17 protein-coding genes are annotated in these 26,487 nt (G+C 41.5%); 5 read left to right on the forward strand and 12 right to left on the reverse strand.

What is annotated here, in order from left to right; translation table 11 throughout:
* Positions 1 to 331: 331 nt before the first annotated feature.
* The 4 genes from BV372_RS19140 to BV372_RS19150 form a co-directional block, all read right to left on the reverse strand.
* A complete protein-coding gene (locus BV372_RS19140) occupies positions 332 to 778 on the reverse strand; it encodes a tellurite resistance TerB family protein (RefSeq protein ID WP_086688084.1) in 447 nt (148 codons plus the stop codon).
* A 177-nt stretch (positions 779 to 955) separates the two neighbouring features.
* Positions 956 to 1,093: a hypothetical protein gene (locus tag BV372_RS36455; RefSeq protein ID WP_166507518.1), complete on the reverse strand. Its 138-nt coding sequence runs from the start codon at positions 1,091 to 1,093 to the stop codon at positions 956 to 958.
* A 703-nt stretch (positions 1,094 to 1,796) separates the two neighbouring features.
* A complete protein-coding gene (locus BV372_RS19145) occupies positions 1,797 to 2,717 on the reverse strand; it encodes a histone deacetylase (RefSeq protein ID WP_086688085.1) in 921 nt (306 codons plus the stop codon).
* 278 nt (positions 2,718 to 2,995) lie between these two features.
* A complete protein-coding gene (locus BV372_RS19150) occupies positions 2,996 to 3,490 on the reverse strand; it encodes a hypothetical protein (RefSeq protein WP_086688086.1) in 495 nt (164 codons plus the stop codon).
* A gap of 164 nt (positions 3,491 to 3,654) precedes the next feature.
* Between BV372_RS19150 and BV372_RS19155 the strand changes: the two genes are divergently transcribed.
* From BV372_RS19155 to BV372_RS19165, 3 genes are all read left to right on the forward strand, one after another.
* Positions 3,655 to 5,586, forward strand: coding sequence for a serine/threonine protein kinase (locus BV372_RS19155; protein ID WP_086688087.1), 1,932 nt, complete (start codon positions 3,655 to 3,657; stop codon positions 5,584 to 5,586).
* 282 nt (positions 5,587 to 5,868) lie between these two features.
* Entirely contained in the window at positions 5,869 to 7,560 is a 1,692-nt protein-coding gene (locus tag BV372_RS19160; protein WP_086688088.1) for an adenylate/guanylate cyclase domain-containing protein, read from the forward strand.
* Positions 7,561 to 7,997: 437 nt separating this feature from the next.
* Positions 7,998 to 11,267, forward strand: a complete 3,270-nt coding sequence (locus BV372_RS19165) for an EAL domain-containing protein (protein WP_143845197.1) — start codon at positions 7,998 to 8,000, stop codon at positions 11,265 to 11,267.
* Between the two features lie 64 nt (positions 11,268 to 11,331).
* Here the strand turns inward: BV372_RS19165 and BV372_RS19170 are convergent, their stop codons facing one another.
* The 4 genes from BV372_RS19170 to BV372_RS19185 all read right to left on the reverse strand — a co-directional run bounded on the left by BV372_RS19170 (position 11,332) and on the right by BV372_RS19185 (position 21,531).
* Positions 11,332 to 14,169 (reverse strand): collagen binding domain-containing protein, encoded by a 2,838-nt coding sequence (locus BV372_RS19170; protein ID WP_086688089.1) that lies wholly within the window; start codon positions 14,167 to 14,169, stop codon positions 11,332 to 11,334.
* A 164-nt stretch (positions 14,170 to 14,333) separates the two neighbouring features.
* Positions 14,334 to 16,715 carry an OmpA family protein gene (locus tag BV372_RS19175; RefSeq protein WP_256973320.1) on the reverse strand — a complete coding sequence of 794 codons (2,382 nt, stop codon included), beginning with the start codon at positions 16,713 to 16,715 and terminating at the stop codon, positions 14,334 to 14,336.
* A 74-nt stretch (positions 16,716 to 16,789) separates the two neighbouring features.
* The gene (locus BV372_RS19180; RefSeq protein WP_256973321.1) at positions 16,790 to 20,608 is read right to left on the reverse strand and encodes a hypothetical protein; all 3,819 of its coding nucleotides are present in this window, start codon (positions 20,606 to 20,608) and stop codon (positions 16,790 to 16,792) included.
* The gene (locus tag BV372_RS19185) at positions 20,605 to 21,531 is read right to left on the reverse strand and encodes a DUF11 domain-containing protein (RefSeq protein ID WP_086688090.1); all 927 of its coding nucleotides are present in this window, start codon (positions 21,529 to 21,531) and stop codon (positions 20,605 to 20,607) included. Before BV372_RS19185 ends, BV372_RS19180 begins: the two co-directional genes overlap by 4 nt.
* Before the next feature lie 1,336 nt (positions 21,532 to 22,867).
* On the opposite strand from BV372_RS19185, the gene BV372_RS19190 reads away from it, so the two are divergent.
* The gene (locus BV372_RS19190; protein ID WP_086688091.1) at positions 22,868 to 23,140 is read left to right on the forward strand and encodes a hypothetical protein; all 273 of its coding nucleotides are present in this window, start codon (positions 22,868 to 22,870) and stop codon (positions 23,138 to 23,140) included.
* A 48-nt stretch (positions 23,141 to 23,188) separates the two neighbouring features.
* Here BV372_RS19190 and speD read toward each other — a convergent pair whose 3' ends face one another.
* Complete coding sequence (gene speD, locus BV372_RS19195; protein ID WP_086688092.1) at positions 23,189 to 23,548, reverse strand: S-adenosylmethionine decarboxylase; 360 nt, start codon at positions 23,546 to 23,548, stop codon at positions 23,189 to 23,191.
* Positions 23,549 to 23,720: 172 nt separating this feature from the next.
* Between speD and BV372_RS19200 the strand changes: the two genes are divergently transcribed.
* Positions 23,721 to 24,536 carry a DUF1838 domain-containing protein gene (locus tag BV372_RS19200; RefSeq protein WP_086688093.1) on the forward strand — a complete coding sequence of 272 codons (816 nt, stop codon included), beginning with the start codon at positions 23,721 to 23,723 and terminating at the stop codon, positions 24,534 to 24,536.
* Positions 24,537 to 24,568: 32 nt separating this feature from the next.
* Here BV372_RS19200 and BV372_RS36460 read toward each other — a convergent pair whose 3' ends face one another.
* From BV372_RS36460 to BV372_RS19210, 3 genes are all read right to left on the reverse strand, one after another.
* Positions 24,569 to 24,718 carry a hypothetical protein gene (locus BV372_RS36460; protein WP_179198148.1) on the reverse strand — a complete coding sequence of 50 codons (150 nt, stop codon included), beginning with the start codon at positions 24,716 to 24,718 and terminating at the stop codon, positions 24,569 to 24,571.
* Positions 24,719 to 25,507: an SDR family oxidoreductase gene (locus BV372_RS19205; protein WP_086688094.1), complete on the reverse strand. Its 789-nt coding sequence runs from the start codon at positions 25,505 to 25,507 to the stop codon at positions 24,719 to 24,721.
* Between the two features lie 101 nt (positions 25,508 to 25,608).
* On the reverse strand, positions 25,609 to 26,391 hold the full coding sequence (locus BV372_RS19210; RefSeq protein ID WP_256973322.1) for a class II aldolase/adducin family protein: 783 nt from the start codon (positions 26,389 to 26,391) through the stop codon (positions 25,609 to 25,611).
* Positions 26,392 to 26,487: the final 96 nt, after the last annotated feature.

Genomic DNA, 26,487 nt, shown 5'->3' on the forward strand with positions numbered 1-26,487 from the left:
GATTTGTTACTGGGATTCAATCATTTAATTGCCGCAATGAATCAATTTAAACCCTGTTATACTTCTGGATGATTTAGCTTCTTTACTACTTGCTTATTCCGGAAAGTGACAGAAGAGGGCTAAGCGTTTAAGGTAAATTTAGTATTAGATGGATTGAAAGAACTTCTAGGTGAGCGCTAAAAAGAGTTACACTTAAAGTATTTATATTATTTGTTAATAAATTGCATAATATGTAATTTTTTAAACTAATTACATTTAACAAACCGAGTTTAAATTCTTCTTTAATGATGAATTCACTTAGTTATTACGATAAGATGAATAAGAATTTATATTATACACAGTTTTTTATTACAATTACTTGTACTATTTGTATTGCCAGATCTCTGGGAATTTCTAAGGCTTGATACAGATCATTTAAAAAATTTGTTTCTTCGTCTGTAACCATACCCTTAGATAGTAACAAATCTGTAGCTACTGCGAATGCTGCTTCACGTAAGTCTTGAGTTAAGGATTCTTTGGCTGTATTGAATAAAACATTTAAACCATCCTGGCGCAGGATGCTGAGGATTTTTTCCAATAGTCTGGTTATCAGATCATTGGTATAATTTCTAAAAAGCTTCAACCGAGATAGAACTGAGGAGATACAACGCGCTTCATCATCTGAGAGATAACCATCTACAGATGTTGCAGCCAGTGTGAGAGCGGCAAAAGCTTCCGCTGGACTTAGTGTCGCTTGAGCCTGACTGTTTGTACCCAATACCGTGTCTAATGAACCCATTGTAGTTGCTCCTTGATTAAGGCCTCAATAGCGGTACAGTTGCTTGCACGTTCTATAACTTTCACGTGATTCTGCAACGCCGTGAGACTTTCATAGTTTAGTGTTCCCAGGATTTCTGGACAGCGAACACATACACTCAATAGGTTTTGAGTCAAAAGTAAAACGCCAAGTTGAAACTTAGCGTTCTCCTGTCTTTTCAATCGTTTCTATTACTGCCAAACCTATACCAGAAGCTGCTATTAGGACTATTGCTGATATCAAATAGGCGTTGGTCAGCATCTGGAGGGCATCATTGAAGAAAATGTAGGTGGTCATTACACTTCACCTCTATAACTCTGTGTTGCTAATGCTGTTTAATCTCTTCACACCCTGATTGGTGTATTTCGTTGAGAATTTACTAGCATTTGCATCTTAACAAAACTTTAGCTATTTAAAAACACATCTCAAACTTTTTCTTTTTGAAGTTTCTATAAATTTCCTTGGGATTTTGTTCAATACGTTACTGAAATAAATTAATGTCAAAAATAAATTAATACTAGCTATGTATTTATACTTAGATTGCATAGTAGCTGTAAATTATTATTTAAATTTTATTTAATTAAGATGTAAAGACAGATTTTTGAATCAATTCCTTACATAACCTATAGATGGAAAAAAGAAAAAGAAAAATTTTATAAGCAATGTTAGTAAATTTATTGGTTATTTATGTGCTTTTTTATCATTTACAAAATAAATTATAAAATTATTAGGAATCAGGTGTCAAAGCGGCAATATTGTCCTGCCAAACAGCCAACTTTCCAACTGTCATAGGCTAATCGGTGGCAATTTCCCTACTTTTATGCTTGTTTGAGTCATAGCTATGTCGCTAGGCTGAAATAAAACTTCACAGTGCTATAGTTAAGAGCTTTGAGATCCACCAGTTCCTTTCTAATAAACATTATTACTGGATGGCTGTTACTTGTATTAAGCTCCTAGACTTTAGATACTTTATAGGTCTAACTAGAAGAAAGAAGAAATTTTAAACTAAGCAGCGTCCGATTGTAGCCATTACTGATTGGGAAAGTGCTGGTAAATCATAACCACCTTCTAAACCAAAAAGAATTTTTCGAGTTAGCTCTAAACAATAATCCATGAATAAACCATAGTCTGCTGGTTGTAAATTAATACTTGCTAAAGGATCTGCGGCATTGCCATCGTAACCAGCGCTAATAATTAATAAATCTGCTTGGAACTTGGCTAAAAAAGGTACTACTATCTTCTCAAATAGCGGCTGATATACTTCTATATTGCTACCAGGAGGTACAGGCAAATTCAATATATTATTATGAAAACCACGTTCGGAGGCTTTACCCGTACCAGGATAGCAGGGATACTGATGTAGAGAACAGTAGGCAATTTGCGGCTGAGTTTCCACGATCGCCTGAGTACCATTACCATGATGTACATCCCAGTCGAGGATGGCTACACGGCTAATTCCAGGTTGTTGTAGAGCATAAAAAGCTGCGATCGCAGCATTAGAAAATAAACAAAACCCCATACCTGTATCGCTTTCTGCATGGTGTCCAGGGGGGCGAGCTAGCACAAAAGCCGGATTCTCTGTTGCCAAAACCGTATCAACTCCATCTAGCCAAGCACTCACTGCCAACAATGCCACATCATAACTGCGTGGAGAAACTGGCGTATCTCCATCCAAGTAACCCCCGCCAGTAGAAGCAATTTCCTTGACTTTGTTGATGTAATTTAAAGTATGAGCTTGTCCTAGTACAGACATTAGTAATGGCTTTTCAGATACTTGTGTGGGCGATTGCCAAGCAATTTTTTCTGCAAACTCAGCTTCCTTTAAAGCGTTGACGATCGCAGTCAAACGTTCTGGTCTTTCTGGATGGTAGTTTCCAGTCTTGTGATCCAGAAACTCATCGGAATAGATGATCGGTAGCATAGGGCGAAAAAATTGGGCAGCAATATCCTGAATGCCATTGTATCTTGACCAGTCTACCTACTTTTGGGCAAACTATGCTTGACTCAACTCAAGAATTTTTATAGCCTTACTAAATCAAGATTTTAAGCCTGTGATCGCCAGTTGTTACCGCAGGCCAACGGAGAAATCATCACTAAAGCTGGGATAGCTCCAAAACTAATGCCTTATCGTAGGCTATGAAATCTTGGCTCCCATAGTTTTTGATTACAGTCACACTACTAGAATTTTTACTGTGTACTTTACTCAGGTAAATTAGCAAATACCTGCACAACCAGATCTTTGGTTTTAGTTTCTAAATGCTGCCAATCGACTTCTCCCATCTCATCAATTAAACTAGTGTCAATCTCAGAGAAATCGGCATTAAAGATATCTGGGCTGTAGTTAATAAAACATACTTGGTAACACAGCTCCCACAAATCGATAGTTATCTGCTGCTCTTGACGCTGCAAACGTAGATGATATCCTGGATGGGGCATTGGCAGACGGGAAAGCGTTTCTCTGATTTCATCTGCTTGTTCGGGGGTTGCGGTTTCCATGTCTTGCAACAGCTGAGTCACAGTTGCTTTGGTTTCATCGGTGGTACTGGCAGGCCAAATCAATACATCATGATAAGTTCCTGTCCAAGAAGACACATCTAGTTGCTTGCGAATATTATCAACCACACGGATGAAAGCAGGCTGCATCAGGATTTCAGCCTGCTGCCAGGTGACAGAGTTGTTTATTTTGGGTGGCATTGCTAATCAAAAAAGATGTTGAAACAAAAATTAACAATCTATGTTTATTAAAAAAATTACATTTTTAGTTCAAATCTTTTCTCAAGATAGCGGATTTCATGGAGGAAAATTTGGAGATATTGATTAGCATCTGGAAAATTGGGTGTTAACACTGGGGAAAGAATATGATCGGCAAGCTACTAGACCATCGTTACCAAGTAATTAGAGTCTTAGCTCTAGGAGGATTTGGTCAAACCTACATCGCTCAAGATACTAGGCGGCCAGGCAATCCTATTTGCGTTGTCAAGCACCTGAAACCCACTAGTTCCGACCCCAGGATTTTTGACACAGCCAAGCGCCTGTTCAGCAGTGAGGCGGAAACATTAGAGCTTCTGGGCAAGCACGATCAAATACCTCGGCTTTTGGCTTATTTTGACGAAAATCAAGAATTCTATTTAGTACAAGAATTTATTGAAGGAAATACCCTGAGTGAAGAACTCTTACCAGGTAAGAGCTGGAGTGAAACTCAGGTTGTTCAACTGTTGCAAGAAGTGCTGGGTATTTTAGAATTTGTACACAGTCAAGGCGTAATTCACCGCGACATCAAGCCAGATAATATTATCCGTCGGGCTTCTGACAATAAATTAGTTTTAGTAGACTTTGGGGCAGTTAAACAACTACGTACACAATTGGTTGCGTCTGGGGGACAACCTACTGCTACGGTAGTTATTGGTACTCCCGGTTATATGCCTACAGAACAAGGGCAAGGCAAACCCCGTCCAAATAGCGATATCTATTCTTTAGGTATAATTGCTATTCAAGCTATAACAGGACTAACAGCGACAGCATTACAAGAAGATCCAAATACAGGCGAACTTCTCTGGCAGCATTTAGTAACTGTAAATTCCAAATTGGCAGCAGTTTTGAGCAAAATGGTGCGTTATCACTTTAAAGACCGCTACCAAAATGCAACAGAAGCACTGCAAGCTTGTAGAGAGTTGATGACTCCTGTTGCTGTCGCCTCTAAGCTAGAGGAATTTCGCCAAAATTCTAGCTCTCAGCAAAATCAAACTCCTACTCAAGTTTCTCGGCAGCAAACTGTCGCAGTTGCACCAGCGAATAAAGTGGTTGCTAAACCTGTCCGTCAAGACTCTAACAAACCTGACCCATTACCTTTAATAGTTGGGCTTTTATTAGCAGGCGGTGCTGCTGCTTTAGTCACAAATTTCTATCCAAGTGTGAAGAATTTAGCAGCTAATTTAACAGGTAATGATACTACTTTGGCTAATAACTGTTTAGCTGTTGTCGTGGGGAATTCTAATATTCGTTCTGAACCTAGTGACATCAATTCTGATAGTATTGTGCAAACAGTTAACAAGAATACTAAGTTTGAGGTCACTGGTAAACAAACAAAACTGGGTTGGGTAGAAGTAAAACTTAACTCAGGAAAATTGGCTTGGGCACACTCGGCTGTGATAGGAAATAATGAACAATGGAAGTCTTGTTTACGAGACAGAGGTATTGCAATTAGGACAGTAGATGATAATACTCTAATTGCTAACCGACCGCTGCCGAAACCAAAACCTAAATCTAGTAAGGTAGCAACTTCATCACCCAATAGTTCAGAGCCATTCCGGTCAGAACCATTTACTTCTGACTCGGAAAAATCAGAGCGATCGCAATCTACTGATAATAGCGCTCAGGTTTTGGAGGAAGCCAAGAAAAAATATGAATCAGGAGATTTACCAGGAGCGATCGCGCTGCTAAAATCGGTACCGAAAACGGCTTCTTTTAGTTTCAAAGAAACTGCTGTGATGATTGCCCAGTGGCAGCAAGATTGGGCTAAAGCAGATGCTTTATTTAATGACATTAATACGGCAGTAGCACAAGGTCAATGGGATAAAGTTTTGGATTATCAAAAACACCCAGAAAAGTTGCCTAACATTAAATATTGGCAAAATAAATTAGAACCATTATTTAAACAAGCTGCGGAAAATATAGCCAAGCAAGGACTATCTCAAATCGAGAAATATGGTAACAAGCATTTACCAAACCAGGAAAAACCAAATACGATGAATAACTCAGTCCCCCAAAAAACCGATAATAATAATTTGTAAGATTTTTTATATTGTTAAAGTTGGTCCATCATGTTCCAAAGCCAGGGAGTATTCTCTAGCAAGGTTGCTAGCTAACTTGTGGTAAGCCCTATTCAGCTTATATAAATTCATCGTGAACTTGCATAATTCTCTCCCAACTTTCTGAGATATTTAAATATATATATGGTTTAGTGCGAAATTTTTATTGGGCACAGTGAATCTTATAGTATCTAATGGTCGTGGGGTGTATCCTTTGATTCAGCAAAGCAATTTTCAAGATAAGTGGAAAGGTGAGGGTGGAACATGCCATATTTAATCTACGCCCCTAACACTCCTCAAGAAAGACCTCATCAATTGAAGTTTGGTCTTAACACTATCGGACGTAGCGGTGATAACACCATTGTGCTTACAGATGAGAGCTTATCTCGTTATCATGCAGAAATTATAATTGCTGAGGATCGGATCGCCATTAAGGATCTGCAAAGCCTTAATCACACTTTTGTCAATAATGCCAAAATTGATCAATACGAACTTAAGGACGGAGATTTAATTAATTGTGGCAACGTGGAGTTAAAATTTGTTGACAAAATTAACGCTACACCCACACCTTCTAGTATTAACTCTAAACAAGCATCTATAAGCGAACAAGACTGTCAAATAACTATTCCTGAGACGATTGTTAAACAATTCTCCACTGAGCAAAGCCGCTTTAAAATGCAGGACTTACTGGATTCTCCAGGGAGAGGAGATTCACTTCTACGGCTTTCACATCGGGGTAGTAATCAGCGGACAGTAGATAAATTAAAAATCTTGCTAGAGGTGAGCAAACAGCTTTCTTCTCCTGAGGAGCCTGACCGACTGTTAGAGAAGATTCTCGATTTACTATTTGAGATTATCAATGTAGACCGAGCGGTAATCTTGATGGTGAATGAAACAACAAAGCAGCTCGAACACAAAGCTGTAAAGTTGCGCTCAGGAATTTCTAGTGAGAATCAATTTTATAGTAAAAATATTACAAATTATGTATATAAAAATGGCACTGCAATTTTAACTACTGATGCCTGTCTCGATCAACGGTTTAATGATTCAGAGTCTGTTTTTGTACAAACCATTCGTGCTTCAATGTGCATTCCTCTCAAACCAAGAGAGGAAGTGATTGGGGTATTATACGTTGATAATTTGTCTTTGTCGGATGTTTACTCTGACGAAGATGTGGAATTTCTGACTGCTTTAGCTAACCAGGCTGCGATCGCTATTGACAACGCCAATCTTTACAAGAAAATTGAAGCTGAAGCAGTCATGCGTAATAAGCTAGAGCGATTCTTTCCCGAAGCTGTTAGGAAAAAGCTTAAGGAAGAAGTTAACTTGGGAATTGTCGACACAGAAGTAACAGCTCTGTTTGCTGATATTACTAATTTCACAAAAATGTCTTCTACAATGCAGCCGCGTCAAGTGATTGCGATGCTGAATGAGTACTTCGAGGTCATGGTAGAGGAGATTGTCTTTCAATATGAAGGCACTTTGGAGAAATATATTGGAGATGCCTTATTCGCTATTTGGGGTGCTCCTTATCGTAAGCCCGATGATGCAGAAAGAGCCATACAAGCAGCAATTGATATGCAGTGGGCAGTACAGCGGCTCAATCAACAATGGGTGCAGCAGGGTAAGCAACCGATTCAAATCCACATTGGGCTGAATACGGGAAAAGTAGCAGCAGGCAATATCGGCTCAGACAAACTTATTCAGTACGCTACTATTGGTGATACAACAAATGTCACCAGTAGAATATGTAATGTTGCCCAAGCTGGAGAGATAGTTATATCTCAAACAACATTTGATCGTTTGAGGGCGATGAATTTGCCTTTTGAAAAAATGCCCCTTGTTCAAGTTAAAGGTCAAGATCAGCCTTTACAACTCTATCGCCTGCTCTGGAATTTATTGCCATCAAAGTATTCTCAAGGTGTAGGAGTTGTAAATATAGCTGTGTCAAGGTAGTCCAGCCTTTGCAGTCTAGTAGGAGGCATTAGCGTGTTTAGTAAAGAACGGTTGTATAAATCCTTGCTTAACTGCCTCTTCAAATATAAATTGCTTATGAAGAATATTTAAATCAGCACCGCTAATTTGAGTAGGATCGTCCCAAGAAAAACATATAGCGGATTTCAAGGAATGTGAAGTACAGATACTCAGTCTTAAACCCAAGCATAAAGACTGTTTTACTTCTGAATTCTGGATTTTGATACCTTTATTTTGCTATAAGTAATTCTCCTGAAAAAAGAAAACCTTGACAAGGTTTACTCATATTTAAGTTATTCATAGCTAGCTTCTTCATATTCTCTGAATTAAAAGTTTGGCAAATGTACTGTTTTAAGTACAGTGATGCAACGCGCATGATTGAAGTGAAAGTTTAAGAAATTCTAAATACCCTTGCACGAATGTTCATACCTTCTACTGCTTTGACAGAAGTTGAGCTGGAGTCAGCAATTATTCGCAACCCGCTGATAGTTTCGCCAGATACATCTGTGATGGCAGGGATCGCCCAGATGAGTGGTATTCGTGCGATGTGTTCATCTTCAAAAGAGGTAGATAGCGAAATTGAAGCTTTGCACCTTGAGGCACGGTCAAGCTGTGTATTGATAGTTGAGAATAATCAAATATTAGGCATTTTTACTGAACGAGACGTGGTTCGTCTCAGTTGTCAAAAGCGATCGCTAGAGAATTTGGCAATCGGGGATGTAATGACACATCCAGTTATTACTTTGCAGCAATCAGCATTTACCAATCTCTTCTTTGCTGTCAATCTGCTCCAGCAGTATCACATTCGGCACTTACCTCTGCTCAATGAGCAAAACCAAATCGTGGGGCTACTGACTCATGAAAGCTTGCGACAATTATCGCGTCCCATAGACTTGCTACAACTACGCCTAGTAGCAGATGTGATGTCTCCTCAAGTGATTTATGCTGCTCCCAATGTTTCTATGCTTGCTGTGACTCGTTTGATGGCAGAACATCAGGTAAGTTCAGTGGTGCTTGTGGAAGAACGAGTTCAGAAGACACAAGAAAAAGTTCTACAAATCCCACTCGGCATTGTCACAGAGCGAGATATTGTTCAATTTCACGCACTAGAACTAGATTTTGAACGTCTCCAAGCCCATGACGTCATGAGTACGCCAGTTTTCTCGGTTAGCCCAGAGGAATCGCTGTGGATTGTTCAACAAATAATGCAGCAATACCTAGTTAAACGGATAGTAGTAGTTGGAACTCAAGGAGAGTTATTAGGGATTGTTACTCAGACTAGTATTCTCAAAGTACTTAATCCTTTGGAGTTAACTTACTTAGTCGAAGTATTAGAACATCGAGTGTCTCGATTAGAAGCAGAGAAACTAGAACTGCTGCAAAATCGCAACGCCGAATTAGAGCAGCAAGTTCTTGAGCGTACAGCTATACTCAAAACAAAAGCGGAGCGAGAGCGGTTAATTACCACTATTGCTACTCAAATCCGTTCTTCACTTAATCTACAGAATATTCTCGAAACAACAGTTCAAGAAGTGCGATCGCTTTTAAACTGCGATCGCGCTGCTATCTGGCAATTCCAACCCGACTGGAGCGTAGTTGTAGTTGCAGAATCCGTAGCTGAAGGTTATTTATCTTACCAAGGTAGAAAAATTTACGATTCTTGTTATGCACCTGATTGGGTAACGAGCGATCGCAAAGAACGGACTCGCGTTGTCTGTGATATCTACACAACACAGATGAGTGATTGCCATCGCCAGCTACTGGAATCATTACAAACTCGGGCAAAAATTTTGGTGCCAATTATCGAAGGCGAAAATCTGTGGGGACTGCTGAACGTTACTGAAAGCCAAACTCCTAGGCAATGGCAAGCTGAAGAGATTACTCTTATACAACAGCTTTCAACTCAGTTGGCGATCGCTATCCAGCAGGCTACTGCTTATGAGCAATTGCAAACAGAACTAGCAGAACGACAACGAACAGAAGCACATCTACGGCAAAGCGAACAACGCTATGCTTCTTTAGCAGCCGCAGCGCCAGTTGGTATTTTCCGAACTGATGCTCAAGGAAACTGTCTTTACGTTAATGAACGCTGGTGCAAAATTACCGGACTAACTTCACAAGAAGCAGCCGAAGCTGGATGGGTTAAAGGACTTCACCCTAACGATCAAGAAAAAGTTTTAGCTGAGTGGTATTGTGCTGTTAAAGAAAATCGTTCTTTCCAGCTAGAATATCGATTTCAACAGCCTGATGGTACGGTGGCTTGGGTATTTGGGCAAGCTGTTGCAGAGCATGATTTAGTAGGACAGATTACAGGGTATATTGGCACAATCACTGATATTAGCGATCGCAAATATGCAGAAGAACAGCTAATTTACAACGCACTACATGATGCTCTAACTGACTTACCCAATCGGAATCTGCTGATGGAAAGGCTGGAATTAGCCATTAATCGAGCCAAACGAATTGAAAATTATCATTTTGCTGTGTTGTTTCTCGATATGGATCGGTTCAAAATCATTAATGACAGCTTGGGACATTTAGCTGGAGATCAACTATTAACTATCATTGCTCAGAGGCTAAAATCCAAAATTCGGGCAATGGATTTAGCGGCTCGCTTAGGTGGTGATGAATTTGTAATTTTGCTGGAAAACCTGGAAGGAATTGAAGAAGCAATTAGAGTTGCCGAGCGGATACTAGGAGATTTTCAAGCTCCATTAATGCTCAATGGATATAAAGTATTTATTACCACGAGTATTGGTATTGTTTTAGGCACAGAAAATTATCGCCAAGCCTCCGATTTGCTTCGAGATTCAGATATTGCAATGTATCAAGCAAAAACTCAAGGAAAAAGCTGCTATAAGATATTTGATGCCGAGATGCATACTCAAGCACTAATCCGTCTAAATTTAGAAAATGATCTTTGTAAGGCTTTGGAACGGCAAGAGTTTCTCGTTTACTATCAGCCCATTTTTGATATAAATAGTAATCATTTGATTGGTTTTGAAGCACTGGTGCGCTGGCAACACCCGATTCGGGGATTTGTGTCTCCCGGAGAATTTATTCCCCTAGCTGAAGAAACAGGGCTGATTGTGCCTTTAGATAGCTGGATACTTGACACTGCCTGTCAGCAACTTGCACTTTGGCAACCTCATTTCGCTAATCAATTTCCGTTGAAAGTGAGTGTTAATCTCTCAGTTCAAGACCTTCGTAAAACCACATTGGTTAAGGACATAGAACGCATTTTGGTTCAAACAGGTTTAGATGGTCACTGTTTAACTTTAGAAATTACAGAGAGTATGCTCATTGATAATATAAATGAGGCACTCATTGTATTAGAGCAGTTAAAAAAACTGGGAATTGAAATTAGCATTGATGATTTTGGCACTGGATATTCATCGCTCAATTATCTGTATCGCTTACCTGCTGACTTCTTGAAAATTGATCGTTCCTTTATTAATCAAATGCAAGAGGATAGCCGAAATTATCAACTTGTCAAAACTATAATCACACTCAGCAATCAACTTGGACTAGCAGTTATGGCAGAAGGTATTGAAACACAACAGCAGCTTCAATGGTTAAAGCAACTTGGATGTGAATTTGGTCAAGGTTACTTATTTTCTCAACCTCTACCTGCTCATGAAATTGAGAGACTATTTATCAGGGAATATTTGAACTCATCCTGTGGCTGAAGTTTGGGGAATTTTATCTTAGCTGCCAGTAGTCAGTGGTAAAAACAACTGACAGCTAACAGTACTAATCGATTTTGACACGGAAGCTAACAGACCCAGATTGGCCGCTAGGAACATTACCTAGCTTGACAATTACTGTACCGTTGGGATTATTACGATTTTCACAAACATTACTTTCAGGAACTTGTTCTAAAGATGTCAGGGGTGAGAAAAATCTTCCACGATCCGCACCAGAACCGCCGCCATTCACGGCAATACTGTTGGGTACATAAGTTGTTCCCGCAGGAATTAAGTCACAGAAATTAAGATTCTCCAGTAATTGGCCAGCGCGGAAATAAACTGTGTACTCTACTTCATCACCACTTTCCACAGGTGTCTGGAGTTCATATTGACCAAGAGGCGCAGGCCTTAGGACATTATCATTTTGATCGTTGGGGTCATCTACAAACGTATTGTAGGGAGTACGCTGACCATTTATTCTGGCGATCGCAGTAATTCGTTTGACTAACTGCAAACTAGTTCCGCTAGTGCTAGCGTTACCAGGTGCGAAACCAAAGTCAACATTAATATTATCTGGATTGGCGGAAGTTAAATTTGCTGAGGCGGTTGTTGAAGTTGTTGGTGTAAAGTTTTGGGGTGAGGTAACATCTACAGTATAATTACCCAGCGGCAAGCCTGTAAAAATATAGTTACCGTTGTTATTGCTCGTAGTAGTATCAACTATCTCACCATTGGCATTTCTGAGAGTCAGGTTGACATTGGGAATTCCTGTTTCGCCTGAGTCTTGTCTGCCATTGCTATTGTTATCGTTGAAGATCAAGTCACCAATAGAACCGCCAGGGGGTCGCCGCAACCCAAAGTCAACGTTAGTCAGCGATTGGCCTGGTTGAAGATTGACATTTACTTGAGAACTACCAGTGGTAATTTGCGGAAAGTTGAAGGGAGGATTGACTGTAACTCTGTAGTTACCTGTTGGTAGATTATTGAAATTGTAGATACCGTTGCCATTAGTGGTAGTTGTTTGGGTGGTATCATCGCCAGTTCCCAATATGCCATCATTGCCAGGAAGAGTCAGGGTAATAGGAACATTGGAAATTCCCGATTCGCCTGAGTCTTGTATACCGTTGCCATTTGTATCGTTGAATACGGTATCACCAATAGAACCGCGATCGCCAGTAAATGCATTGGGACGAAAACCAAAGTCAGCACTATCTAATTTTTGACTAGGTAAGAGGTTAATGTTAAAGGGGTTGATACCAGTGGTCAGAATATTACCTTGAGGCGGATTGGCACTTACTTGGTAATTACCTGGAGCCAAATTAGGGAAGCTGTATTTACCATTACCATCGGTGGTAGCAGTTCGCGTAGTACCATTTGGCAGTGTTAATGTAACTGTGACATTTGGGTTACCTGGTTCATTATTATCTTGAGTACCATTACCGTTAGTATCAGTGAAAACGGTATCGCCAATCGACCCATCAGTAGGCGGACGAAAACCAAAATCAACGGTATCGATATTTTGATTGGCAACGAGGTTGACAGCGCCAGGTTGTAGAGTTGGAGTAAAGCCAGCAGGCGGATTGGTAACTGCTACTGTGTAATTGCCAGCCGGGACATTAATAAATCTGTAGACACCGTTGGTATCAGTTTTAGTAGTGGTAATTACGTTTCCATTGGCATCTCTGAGTACAAGATTGAGGTTAGCAATTCCTGGTTCTCCAGGTTCAGCAACGCCGTTGCCATTAGTATCGCTAAATACAAAATCTCCAATCGAACCCGTACCTTGTGCCTGTGGAGTAAAACCAAAATCAGCTTGATCGTAATTCTGTCCAGAAATTAGAGCAATGGGATTGGGTTGGGTAAGAGTGGGTGTAAACCCATTAGGTGGTTTGGAGACGGCAACTGTATATTGACCCGCAGCTAAATTAGGAAAGCTGTATTTACCATTATTATCAGTAGTTGTAGTGCCAACTACGTTACCGTTGCGATCTTTGACATTTAGTTCAACACCGCTGATTCCAGTTTCACCAGGGTCTTGACGATTGTTAGCGTTGGTGTCATTGAAGACAGTATCACCTATTGTACCTGGAAGTACACATATACTGATTTTATTCAGACCCACAGTCTCATCTTGCCTGGGTTCACCGAATTCTCTTCCGGCTTCGTAAAGCACCCGGATTTGGTTGATAGCACCAGATGGTGTAATCTCAACGTTGGCATCGCTAGTGTTGGGGAAAGCATTTTCTCTAATCCCTTCTGCAAGGACGCTGTTACCGTTATTAGTCACTCTCGTATTTGGACCGATCGCTCTACCAGTTAAGGGAACAGATGCAGTTCCATTAACTGCTGTTACTGTAATTCGATCTTGAAATATTCTCTGAATTTGTGATGGAGGATCGAAATCTCGTGCACCATCTCGGTCAACATCCATAAAAAGTAGCGGAGTTGCCAAGGTGACTGGTTGAGAGAAGGTAATGATGAGTGTGGAATTACCTTGTGTTGGGTTTTTGCCCAAACCGATATTCCAGCGCAGATGCGATCCTAAGATTCCACCGTAGATATCTGTAGGTGAAGGTGTATCAATTCTTGTTACTTGATTATCGGAGTTAACATTAAAATTTTGGGTATCGGTGACTGTTCCCAGAGGAGCAGGGTTATCGGTAAACTGAAAAGTAGCTCTAACTCCATTAGCGCTAAGGTTTTGAGCTAAAAATTCTGCCAGATTAGTAGTAGGACTCCACTCAAAAGTTGCTGGTTGTGTACCACCTGGACAGCTATTTGCTTGCGCTAGCACCTTTTTACTGGAAAGGCTGCCTACAAGAGGAACCTGAGGCACAGTAAACAGTAGTGTCAGGAATGTACCTCTTAAAGGTTTAAGTAGATTTTTAAATAAAGGTTTCATTACTGGCTTCCTAAACAAGATGTAGATTTTTGACCAAAAAAATACTGAAATGAGGCTTTTAAAGGAAGATTTTGTAGATTTTGGGTTTTGCCTGAGGCGCAGAGCAGAAATTTGCAGGAGAAAATCTGCTTAGAAGGGGAAATTCTGATTCCCCTACTCAGTTCCTACCTTCTGTTCCTATCTGGTTCTAATTGCAGGTCTTGTTCTTGGCCTTCAATGATGATGTCAATCCCTCTGACATCTTTGTAGATAATTTCGGCACGGCGATCGCGTGCGTAATCTAGGCGGCTACTACCTTCACTGACTCTTTGACTTTCACCCAAGGTGCGGATGGTCATCCGTTCTGGGGGAATACCTTGGCGTAATAAGTAATTTCTCGTAGCTAAGGCCCTTCTTCTACCCAATGCCAAGTTATAATCATTGCTGGCGCGGGGGTCAGTGTGACCTTGAATTTCGATGACAATGAGGGGATTCTGCTGCAATACTTGCGCCACGCGATCAAGGACAATCGCACTTGCCGGACTAATAAAAGATTTATCTAAGGCGAAGTGAACATTCCGTGGTGCCCGTATCCGCAGAGGAGCGGGTGGTATAACCGTTGGTGGTGTGGGTGGTGTGGGTGGCTGTGGTGGCGCAGGTCGGGAAGTACATTGAGGGATGGGGTTTTGCTTACCTGCGGGTGGAAGACTGGGTGTAGCGCCTCTGGGGCCAATAAAGGCAGCGATCGCAGGTTCCGATGTGCCGTATTTGGGATCTGTAGCGATCGCACTGACTATATCCCCCGCCCGTAGATTTACAACTGTGATGCTAAAATTCCCCTTCTCATCCACAGGTGTGTTGGCTAATGGCTGGCTAAGTGCTCCATAACCTGGTTGATAGAGTGCTTGCTTACCTTGTTGATAATCTCCTAAGCGATAAATAGTCACCTCAGAACCAGGATCGGCTTTACCTTGTAAGGTGACACTATTACCACTAGGTAAAAATTCTCGTGTTTTAAATTCTGGGGCATTAATTGCACCGTTGCCTGTATCTAAGCGGCGATTGCCAGAATTGCGTTTGGGATTTGGTCCGTCTCCTCTTTGCCAATCACTTACGTCTAAATCTCTTTGGGCATTTAGGTCAATACTCAAACCTTCTAATGCTGCAAACGAGTTATTTTGAATAATGTTGCGTTCACTTTGGGGAAAAGCTGTTACCACTACCCCAGGCCCAGTTTGATAGGAAATTTCGTTACCTGTCACCTGATGGTCACTGCCCATCAAGTAAACTGCTGCCCGTCGCAAACGTCTACCATTGTAAGTGATGCGGTTATCACGGATTTGTACATCACCTTGTGGTTTAAATAAATACACCCCTGCGCCATCATTGGCACAAATTAAGTTACTCGTAATTCGGGATTTGCTCACCACACCTTCTATTCGCAAGGCATCAGGCATCCCAGCAATCCCATTACCGACAATAATATTTTCTTGAACTAAGGTATTTTCCCCTCGCACTGAGGTAATAATAGCGCTGCCATCATGGTAGTAAATTCGGTTGCGGCGAATTGTTGCACCTTGGGAGTTGAATACGTAAATCCCGAATGCAGATGTTTTTTCTGGTAATGTTTCAGTAGTAGTCAGTCCTAACCAGTTATTCTCGATGACCACATTTTTTGGTGGCACATCCTTGTCATAGAAAGGAAAGTTGCTGTTAGGTGGTTGCTGTTGGCTGGTATTGGGAGGCGGTAGACGGTGGGCAATGACAATATCCCCAGGTGGCGTAGTCAAAGTTACGGGTTTAGGGACACCATCGTAAACTAAAAGATTTCCTAATTGCTGCTTAATTGGGCTGGCATTGAATCCGTAAAGACTTAAACCGCGAATCGTCACACCATCGGCGACAACAGTTAAACCGCGAAATATTTCTTTGTCAGGTGCAGGTGTGATCGCTACTACAGGAATTGGAATGGCAATTTCTGCTGTGGCTGAAGTTGAAGCGTTATATCCAGGTTGAGTAGCGCCATCTATAACTAGTCCTGGGCTTGCTAGATCTGGCAGTTGTGACTGTAAAAGAATGGTGGTTGCGTTTGTAGGTAGACTAAACTCAATCCGTGAACCACCACCAGTTAGGGGTTGCACTAGCGCTTTTTCTGCACTGCTAAGTTGAGCAAGTGATAATGTACCATTTACCAGTTGGATGGCTTCGCGTAAAGTTAGCTGGTCATCAGGTTGAACATTACCATCTTGGTTGCTGTTAACTACTACTCGTAGAGAAGTGGGAAAGGGAAGTTGTGGTGATGGCGTAGGTGTTTGGCTGAGTGCGGCTTCGGAAGTTAAGAGGTAGAAGATAAGAGGAGAAACGAACCGCAGAGGGCGCAGAGGACACGGAGAAAGAAGAGTTTTAGAGAGATTTTGCGTTAGTGCTGAGATAGTCTTTTTTTGAGTTTGGGGGCTGACGCAGAAGAAGTTGTTTCTGAATAAGCTGGATTTTGTCTGTTTTTCTTTGTCATCTTTGAGTTTCCACCAAGGGAAATCTTGTAGCCATCGGACTTTCAAACTGGACATCACTCACTCCTATACACCTTGAACCTGGGCTGCTACTTCATTGCTTGTGGCTGATATCGAACCACAGATAAATATCAGTGTTTATCTGTGTTCATCTGTGGTTCCTTTTTGATGCGGATTTTTGCTAGAAGTTTAGAAATTTCACTGTTTGATGTATCTGGCTTAACCGCTTGTTGCTGTGATTGCTTGAGGGAATTAATCAGCTCACTCTTAGACGCATTGGGCTGTACCTGGGCTGTCGGTTGGACTTCCGATTCCTCCTGCTGCTTGGGTACGGGTTTTTGTAATCCAAAGCCGCCTAAAAGTTCGTTCAGCTTCAAGCTGATGTTCAAATAAATACCACCTTCAGAACGGTAGCCAGTAAAATCTCGGTCATCAACGCTGCCAAAGCTGTAGCCTAAACCCACTCGTAAATCGGGGGTTAAATAATACCCAGACTCTACAGCGATACCGAATTCGTTGTAGTTGGTGCCGCTATTGGAGGTTTGTCCAATCCAGCGTCCTTCTACTGCTAAATCGGTACGATAACCGAGTCTGTAAGTGGCTCTTAGCTGGGCCAAGTTGACATCAGCATCGTAGCGATCGCCATCAAAGAAAGTCACACCATTGCGGAGGGCATATTTGCCATAAAACTCCCAGCGCCAGTCAGGGGCATAAATGGCTTCTGCGGAGAAGATATGTCCTGTAGCTGTACTACCTGTTAATTGAGTTTCGGGAATTGAATCATAGTTTTGCCGCCACTCATATTTCAGTAAGGCGTTGAATTTATCGCTACTCGGATCGCGATAGGCTAAACCGAGTTTCAAATTGGAGGTGTCTCCCAGTTCTTGGAATCTGACGCCTTCTGCTATCACACCAACAGTAGAGGGAAGAAAGACGTTAGCCTCTCCTGCTTGTTGATAGCGAACTAATGCTGTCAAAGCTGGTGAAAGTTTCCCCGCAGCAGCGGCGGAAATTACGAGATTGTTGCCTTCATCCCCATCACGATACTCAAACCTCGTGCTGGCTTGGAATTGGGGATTATCGGTATACTCTAGCCCCACACTATAGACGGAACCAGAAAATAGGCCCAACGAGGAAGCTGTTTGACCAACTGCATAATATTGACCAAATTGAGAACCAGCAGCCGTGCCATTAAAGATGTTCTTGAATATGTATTCGTAACCAACGTTAACGCGTAATCCTGGCGCAACGGCCCAGCGATGATTCAGTCCGACAGCACCCTGTCCTTGCAGTCCGTTAAAAGCTGATAGCACTGAATAACGACCAATCAAACTGGTATCTTCAGACAACTTGCGATCAAGGATTGTGTCTAAGGTAGTGATGGAGTTACCAGGAATTAAGCTGCTGTCATCATAGAATTGGTGAGCTAATCGTAGTGTCACTCCCGGATAGGCTTTCCAATCCAGACCTAAAGTAGTGCGGTTGGGATATAGAGGATCGCTATTACCTAAATTCAGTTCATTTTGCCCTTGAAAGGTCAAAGATTGTGTTAATGGGAATTTGAGACGAGAAACTAACTGATCGGCATCGCCACTAAAACGATTGCTGATTCGGTCTTCTCGAGAACGATTGACATACTCTAAACTCATATCCGCAGTTCCAAATCTTTGCAATATTCCAGCGCGGAAGGTTTTGAGAGTATTGTTAACTGTCTCTCCCGGACGGGCTTGTGGTTGCGGATCGAATAAGTCAAAAAAGCCCAACAAACTATTCAGACCGACAGCAGTAGTCCCATAGTTTTCTTCAAAGTCGTAGCCAACAGTAAAGCTAGTGGTGTTAGTCAACTTAGCGAGAACTGATGCTCCGTAGCGTGTTTGCCCTGGTGTGAAGCTAAAGGTGGAGTTATTGGTGAAGTTGGGTTCTACTGCTCTGTAGTAGGCTTGACCTAATAAACTATCGCCTAGTTTGCCAAAGGCTTCTAAGCGGTAAGCAGAACCGTTAAAATCTTGACCATTGACGAGGGTGCCATTAGAACGGGCATATTCCCCGACAATCTTACCGACATTGCCTAAAGATACTAAAAAGTCTGTACCAAACAGTTGAAAATCTTGGCTACCTTGGTCTTCTTGGAGGAAACTTGCACCGACAAAAGATTTGTTTTCCAACTCTTGGGAAATGTTATATTGCAGCCGCCCACCGTAGAGTGTTGAATCCTGTCCGCCTTCATTTTGGTAGGTAATGACAATACGTCTGACTAAGGTGGCTCCAAAAGGATTGAGTTCTGTGGCTAGGATGGGACGGCGAAATAAAAGTGTGCCGCGATCGTAGTCAATTTCATAATCTGGCCCGCGAAACAACTGTTGACGCTCAATTACTGTACCGGGGCGATTAATTTCCTCTGCTTCTAAATAAACGGTTTCACTTCCTGGAACTAACAGCCGCTTGGAAAGGAAGTAATTACCACTCAGACCGTTGGGGACGATAGTATCTCGTTGGAAGCCCTCAATATTGTTGGCATACAAGCCAGTTATTTGAAAGGGACCGAAGTTGTAGTTAGCTTTAAAACCGTGTAACTGACGGGATGTAGCTGTATAGAGTTGGGAAGCTCTAGCAAATTCTTGGGTGTTGTAGTCACCCCACATTACATAGTCTGGATCTGCTCCGGGTATGGAGGAACTGCGCTCGAAGCGAGCATAGAAACTATCAATAGAGGGGGTAGTGGATGTAAATGTGGAACTATCGCCGTAGACGGGATATTGTTGTTCGCAAAACTGAATTCCCCCAAATAGGCGGTTTCTGCCTTCGCAGTCTTGGTTAATTGGACGTTCGCTATTAAATGCGCCCGTAAATAGCCAATCTCCAACTTTACCTGTGGCAAAGACTGCGGCTGTCAAATCAACTTGGGTTCCCCCTAGTTTGTCGGGGTTGAGAAAGTCCCGAAAACTTCCCCAATAATCAGTGCCACCAGGCCCAATGCGTAAATTGACTATCCCTGTTGCGAGTGAAGGACGTAGATAGGTGGTGAATTCTACTTGGGTGTAGGCTTCTATGGGTGATTCCCCAACCTTGTCAAGCAGTGAGGTATCTGTTTGTTGGGGAAATGATAAATTGCCTGGTTTGATTTGGGGCGATAGCGAAGCGCTGCCGCCTACGGCAGATCGCGTTTTTATTTTCTCTACTGCTGCCCGAATCTTTACTTGTTGGGGTTTGATATCTGATTGCAGAGTTGCAGTAAATTCTCCACCGATGGCACGTACCTGAAATCCGCCTTGGTCTTTATCTTGATCTGCTCCCACGAATTTCCCAGCACTGCTGGTTAAAGTTACCATCAAATCCTCAAGAAGCAGTTGACCTTTGTCGTCGGTAATTTGCCCTTGTAGCTTGATGGTTGAGCGTCCATCGGCTTGGACTCGGGGGTCGCCTACTGGTGTAACTTCAATTCGGACTTTACTGTTGGAATTCTGCGGCAGACTCGTTGGTCTACCGTTCTCTATTGGCGCTGCTGGTTGTGTAGGAATTGCTTGTGGAGCAACAGGAGAGGCAGGATTTTGCTGAAATTGGATTGCTGGATCTTGTGGAAATATCGAGCCTGGATCTGTTGTAGAAGGTGTGGTTACTGATGGCAAGGTTTGAGCGACTATCCGATCAACCTCTTTTTGCTCCTCTTCTTTGACTGTTTCTGAGGAAGCAACAGTTTGTGCATCGCTTTTATCTGTTTCTGTGGCAAAGGCTTGGTTGCTAGTTGCGGTTGCCTTCATCCCAAAAAAAGAAGGTGCGATGAATGCCAAAAAAGCAAATAATATAACTTTTTTACCTTTACTTTGCAGAGCCAAGCGCAAAATAGATAACTGTTGCGTCTGGACACTATCCCTATGTGGGAAGCCTAATCTGATTTTGGAAATATTACCTAATTCTTTGGTAAATATCACTCCTAGCTTTCTATTGTTCATCGCTTACCCCCTGAAAACGCAGGCGTAACCCCAAAATTGACCCGTGCCAGACTACTCGGTGCTAATTTCACCATGCGTGACTGGCTATTTCTTTCGATGAAGTAGTTATTAGGTGCCAGCGCATAGCCTGGTAAGCTAGTCAAGTCCAGCGTTGCTGACCGATAACCCGATATAACATTTGCCAAGGAAAATAATCCATTGGCATCAGTGACGATGCGATTGCCATCATCCATATAAATTACGGCGTTCGGCACTCCTGGTTCGTTTGGTTGCTGTTCGCCGTCAAAGTTTTTATCAACAAATACTCGCCCAATTATGGTGCCACAATCAGATACAATCCCTGGTCTAATTCGCAAAAGATGGCTCGATTGGTTACTTGTCAACGTACCTGCTTGGGCTTGCGCCAAGTTTCTGCCAGTTCCCCGAACCGCATCTGGCGTTACTTCAACTGCATACGCTACATTCAAAGTTTGATTTGGTTGTAGTTCTGTAGCTGGGTTTAGTGAAATTGTCACCGCCCGATTGGCACTAGAGTTAGCAGTTATGGAAACAGATGTATTTCCAATAGAACCTTTCAGCGATTTAGAAATAAATCGCAATCCTAAAGGCAGCCTATCTGTAACCGTGAGATTTCTTGCAGGCGATCTGCCAGTATTTCTAATAGCAAGGCGATAAATTACTGTATCACCCGGTTCTGCGGCTGATCTGTCACCTGTTTTGATAATTTCTAAAGCAGCTTGAGAAGCTGTTAATCTTACCTCATTAGAGCTGCGTCTCGGGAGACTATTTGCACCCGCGCCAGCAGTATTTCTGATAACAGATACTTGAGCAAAAGCTGGGATGCTTGCATAAGCAAGTACACCCAAAGAAAAAAAAGTACAAAAGAGGCTCTTATGCCTCAACCATGAGAAGGTAGATGTCATTGGAAGGCATCAAGCAACAACAAAGGTTTTTCTGAAATTTAAGCGTTTTTAATTAAACAAAGTTTATTTTTTTATGTTTAAATTTCTCAAAATTGGAATCATGGTGTTACTGAAAACTCTATTTTTCTATGGTTTTCAAATTTTTGGAGAACTCAAAGCACGAGTTTACTAAAAGACATTAAGGCTGTATAGCCTTTCACAAAACTCTAGTTAATAGTAGCCTCTTTACAAAATCTTTAATTACTTGGTCACTACAGCATCTTATCAGAGTGTGTAACTTTTAAAAAAAAGATATTGATTTTATGAGATTTAATTTCCTAGAGATTTCAATTCTCAAGGCTCAACGTTTTTTATTTACAACGATGATGCTTCTAAGTTTTTTAATCAACAAATTATATACAAAAAGATTGACATGGAATTAATGTATGCAAATTACACAATAAAAATGCATACATCATCCTAAATCTATAAAATAAACATATACATGCTGCCTATTAGCTCTCTGATGACTAAGAGGGTAATATTGAGCACAGGCTTTTAATCACTAGCATCTGTAGCCTTCAAAGCAAGAAATAAAATTGATATTTCTTCTTGAAGACCAAAGGCTATTTTATTGCTTAGCTAAGGTTTATACCTTCTTAAGCTCATTAAAATACTTTACTACTTCTTTGTCATTAGCTTTTATTTTTTAATAGAAAATGTATTTACAAATTCAAACACACATTAGGTTGCTATGTTAACAGCAATACGGCATATAACAAGATATAGATCTATACATCAAAATACAGAAGTTGTTATTTACTGTCTTCATAGCCACACCAGTTATAAAACTGTCATATTAAAGTAACGCAAATAAGCACGATAGTGCTCTAAGTAGAGCTAGAATGTCTAACTTAGATAGCTGCTGTTTATTAGCCAGCTACTTAACTATTACTAAAGAAATAACTATTCCTCATTTATAACTCTAGGAAGATAACAATCAAGGTCAAATAATGTACTTAAGATGTAGTCAATATTAATGCATCCAAACTAATAGAAACTTATCAACGTAACTCTATAGGTCAAACTTATCTGAATAAGGGTAGCCGTTTTTACCCTGGCGAGAATCATCAAAGATAGCTATGCTGTGAACTGACTCTGAAGGAATTTTGTCGGGTAGTGGCGATAAGCCTAACGGCATAGGCGATCGCTTACCGCACTCTCAGCAGTGTTACTCTGCAAATAGAGTGACAAAGGCGATTGAGCGTAAAACAGCAACAAGTTAAATTGAAAATCAAGTATCATGCAAGCTGTCTACTTTATTTAGTAGATTTGCCTACACACGGGAGAGAAAAAAATGAGGGTTTGGCTTGCTTGCTTTTTTGTATTGTTTGCCTTGGCAGAACTGTTTGACTGGGTAAAGGAATTTACTCTGCCATTACCTATTTATATTTTGGGCGGGGCTTTTTTAGCCGTTGCTTCTAACTACGACAAGATTGTTGGATCTTACTTCAATGATGGAACTATCGAGCGATCACCTGAACCACCGCAGTTAGATTCATCACCTCAATCCCTTAGTCCGATTTCTTTACCTGAGCCACAGAACAGAAAGCAAGAGGTAGAAGGCTAAAAGTGAAAATGGGAAACAGAGGAAGCACAAATGACCAATGACAACCGATCAACCACTGATATATAAATAATTCCAGCCATGCATACTTTCTGATTCACTAATTTGGATTGTTAATATTTTGGCTAACAGCCTAGCCTTTGCTTGATTATCTTTTTGATAGTCACATATATGAATATCAATTGTGACCTTTGCTTCCTCTGGCCAAAAGTGTAATGCTACATGAGATTCTGCAAGTAAAATGACTGCTGAAACTCCCTGTGGCTGAAATGCATAAGCAAGCTCACCAATAACAGTTAAATTCGCTGTCTTGGCAGCATTTTTGATAACTCTGATAAAATCTGCTGTATCCCAATGGAAAACACTCTGTGAAGCTGGCAGAATTGCGTAAAAATGATGGGACTGAATCACTTATGCAAGTTTTTAATTCTAAATAAGAGTTTTGAGCGTAGGAAATTTTAACCTACTATGGTTACCTAGAACTAGCATAGCGATCGCACTACTTAAACAAGCCCCCTATTTCGGTAAGGCTAATTTATTCTCAATCTGCTTGCCATGTGATTTCTATATAAGGATGCTGTAAATGGTTGCCCAAATTCAAGAATTGGATGCCCAGCAGTGGGTAAAAACACGTTCTTCCCTCGATTCTAGCCAATCCACCTTCCTGATTTGGACAGGGAAAATTTACGCATTTATCCCCGGGGAAAAGCGAAAACTTCTATTTAAAATAGTCGGGATGAGCGCGAGTAGATGCATCGCAACAGAAGAGGGTAAGTGGGATTTTACTTCTAGAGAACTGACATACTACCTTAACCCAGAGACAGGGGAGATATTGCACAAATGGGAAAATCCTTGGACAGGCGAGACAGTTACGGTAATGCACGTAGCGAATAATCCCGTGCAAGGTGAATTTAAGGGTAAATTTCCTGCCCAAGTAGAAGGTGACAGCACAACTTTTGTTTTTGATATCTTTCCCACTTACCCTAACCCCTTAGCAGCAGACTCTAAATTTGCCGAATACTGCCCACAACAAATTTATCAGGCAGCAGAATTATTTAAGCTCACCGTGCCCACCGCAGATTTAGAAAACTCAGAACTTGCTTCAGTTTCGCAACTTAAATTGAGTTGGGATCGAATTGGTCAGTGGCTTCCTTGGATGAAAATGGGCGATCGCCCTGGTCAACTAATCTATAGTGCTATTGGGAGTAAGGTAAATGGTTTTACTGAGTTACCCCAATTGCTACAAGATGAAATCAATACTCGTGTCCCTCTGTACAAAAATGCCCCAAAATCATTTCTTGATGGTGAAGATATGACTTCTTGGCTATACTTCCAACAACACTTTGATGCTTACTTAGCTGGTGAAATCTTTCCCAAGCCGATAGCAGAGGAATTTTAGCAACAAAGCTTGCGATCGTTCGAGAAGCACAGTTAGCCGATGTACCTGCTAGACGCTGGATGGTCGGCAGGTAAATCAAAAACAAGTCGAGATTGGTGGAGTGCAACTGATTGAATTTGCATACGGTTGGACAGATATGCGATCGCTTCTATCTCCACTATCAGATGTGTAGATTGGCTCAATCAAAATATTCCTTGGTTGCTGCCGCCATCAACTTGCAGCATAACTCCATTCACAAACGAGGCTGCGGGTGAACAAAGAAATACAGCTACATTGGCAAACTCCTCCGGAGTACCCATGCGACCAGCAGGGATATTTGCATTGATAGCTGCAATTTCTGCTTCTTTGGTTGTGCCACTTTTAGCAATGCGGGCGCTGATTAATTCTTCTACTCGCTCTGTATATGTCCAGCCTGGTAAGATGCTGTTGACACGGATGCGATCGCTACCTAATTCTTGGCTAAGTGTTTTAGTTAAACCGATTACCGCTAGACGAATTGAATTCGACAAAACGAGATTTTGGACTGGTTGTTTAGTCGAGGTTGAAGTGATGGTGAGAATCGCCGCAGCGCTAGATTGGCGTAGGTGCGGCAAGGCAGATTTTACCAAGTGAACTGCACTGAGCAAATTTAGATTGATTGCGGCTTCCCAAGCTGCAACATCAATATCGTCAAACGTGCCAGCAGGTGGCCCTCCAGCATTAGTAACCAGGATATCTAACCTGCCAAATTTCTCTACTGTTGTATTAATTACCCGCTCAATGTCTGCTGCTTGAGTTACATCTGCACGCATAGCCAGCACTTCTGTACCTGTTTCGCTTTCGATCTCCACAGCAGCTTTGTCAACTAGTTCACTGCGGGCACAAATAGCCACTTTTGTACCCTCGCGGGCAAATTGCCTTGCTGTGGCTTTACCCAGCCCTTTGCTCCCAGCTGTGACTAAAGCTACTTTGCCATTAAGTTGTAAATCCATAATCTTTAGTTTTCTAAATTGATTAATAAAAATAGCTATAAGTAGTATTGTTTAAGCTGACTGAAACTTATTGATAAGGATTTTTAATTCCAAATCTCAAACTACTCAAGTAAATCTGGTTCTTCGCGCACAATTCTGTTATAAAGTGGCTGAAAGCAGCACCAGCCATTGAAATGTGTGCCAACTTGGGTTTGTGTTAAACGAGCCGTATTGTGCTCGAGGATACTGGGTCTTCCCGCAGCTTCAGCTAGAAGTTGTGCTTGGCTTGAGCGTTCTAGGTTAAGAAACCACCACGCAGCTTCATCTACTGAATGACCGATGGTAAGCATACCGTGGTTACGTAAAATTACAGCTTTATGATTCCCCAAGGTTTCAGCAATTTGTTTACCTACGGATGGATCTAGTACATCACCTGTACAGTCATGAAATACACTGTGGTCTTCGTAGAAAGCGCAGGAATCTTGGTTGAGAGGGTCAAGCGGGCGACCTAAGCTAGACCAAGCTTTACCATAAATTGAATGGGCGTAAACTGTAGCGATCGCATCGGGTCTAGCTTCATAAATATGGGAGTGAATGGCAAAGGCTTCTCGATTCACAGGCTGATCGCCTTTGACAACATCTCCATCTTTATTCACCAATATCAAATTGGAAACTCGGATCTCACTGAAATCTATCCCTAGGGGGTTGATCCAAAAATGATCTGTAAATTCTGGATCGCGAGTTGTAATATGACCATCTGTACCCTCATTCAAATCATACCGATCAAACAAGCGAATCGCCGCAGCTAGGCGTTGTTTGCGGTGCAAGCGTTCATCTTCAACGCACTCAAATACAGGAGGTTTAGGTTTATCTAATTTAGGCATATTATTTTTCCTAACTCTCAAGTAACTAAATTTTCTTTTAGCAATATCTATATTCTTCAGTTTGCAAAGCGATCGGCATCAATACTGATTCTCTAGCTGTTGGTGACAACAATGCTA

Source organism: Nostoc sp. T09, assembly GCF_002154695.1.
Lineage (GTDB): Bacteria > Cyanobacteriota > Cyanobacteriia > Cyanobacteriales > Nostocaceae > Aulosira.

Bases quoted from the DNA above. Each gene is read 5' to 3' on its own strand.
- BV372_RS19140 (WP_086688084.1), bottom strand. From the start codon at position 778: ATGGGTTCATTAGACACGGTATTGGGTACAAACAGTCAGGCTCAAGCG.
- BV372_RS36455 (WP_166507518.1), bottom strand. From the start codon at position 1,093: ATGACCACCTACATTTTCTTCAATGATGCCCTCCAGATGCTGACCAAC.
- BV372_RS19145 (WP_086688085.1), bottom strand. From the start codon at position 2,717: ATGCTACCGATCATCTATTCCGATGAGTTTCTGGATCACAAGACTGGA.
- BV372_RS19150 (WP_086688086.1), bottom strand. From the start codon at position 3,490: ATGCCACCCAAAATAAACAACTCTGTCACCTGGCAGCAGGCTGAAATC.
- BV372_RS19155 (WP_086688087.1), top strand. From the start codon at position 3,655: ATGATCGGCAAGCTACTAGACCATCGTTACCAAGTAATTAGAGTCTTA.
- BV372_RS19160 (WP_086688088.1), top strand. From the start codon at position 5,869: ATGCCATATTTAATCTACGCCCCTAACACTCCTCAAGAAAGACCTCAT.
- BV372_RS19165 (WP_143845197.1), top strand. From the start codon at position 7,998: ATGTTCATACCTTCTACTGCTTTGACAGAAGTTGAGCTGGAGTCAGCA.
- BV372_RS19170 (WP_086688089.1), bottom strand. From the start codon at position 14,169: ATGAAACCTTTATTTAAAAATCTACTTAAACCTTTAAGAGGTACATTC.
- BV372_RS19175 (WP_256973320.1), bottom strand. From the start codon at position 16,715: ATGTCCAGTTTGAAAGTCCGATGGCTACAAGATTTCCCTTGGTGGAAA.
- BV372_RS19180 (WP_256973321.1), bottom strand. From the start codon at position 20,608: ATGAACAATAGAAAGCTAGGAGTGATATTTACCAAAGAATTAGGTAAT.
- BV372_RS19185 (WP_086688090.1), bottom strand. From the start codon at position 21,531: ATGACATCTACCTTCTCATGGTTGAGGCATAAGAGCCTCTTTTGTACT.
- BV372_RS19190 (WP_086688091.1), top strand. From the start codon at position 22,868: ATGAGGGTTTGGCTTGCTTGCTTTTTTGTATTGTTTGCCTTGGCAGAA.
- BV372_RS19200 (WP_086688093.1), top strand. From the start codon at position 23,721: ATGGTTGCCCAAATTCAAGAATTGGATGCCCAGCAGTGGGTAAAAACA.
- BV372_RS19205 (WP_086688094.1), bottom strand. From the start codon at position 25,507: ATGGATTTACAACTTAATGGCAAAGTAGCTTTAGTCACAGCTGGGAGC.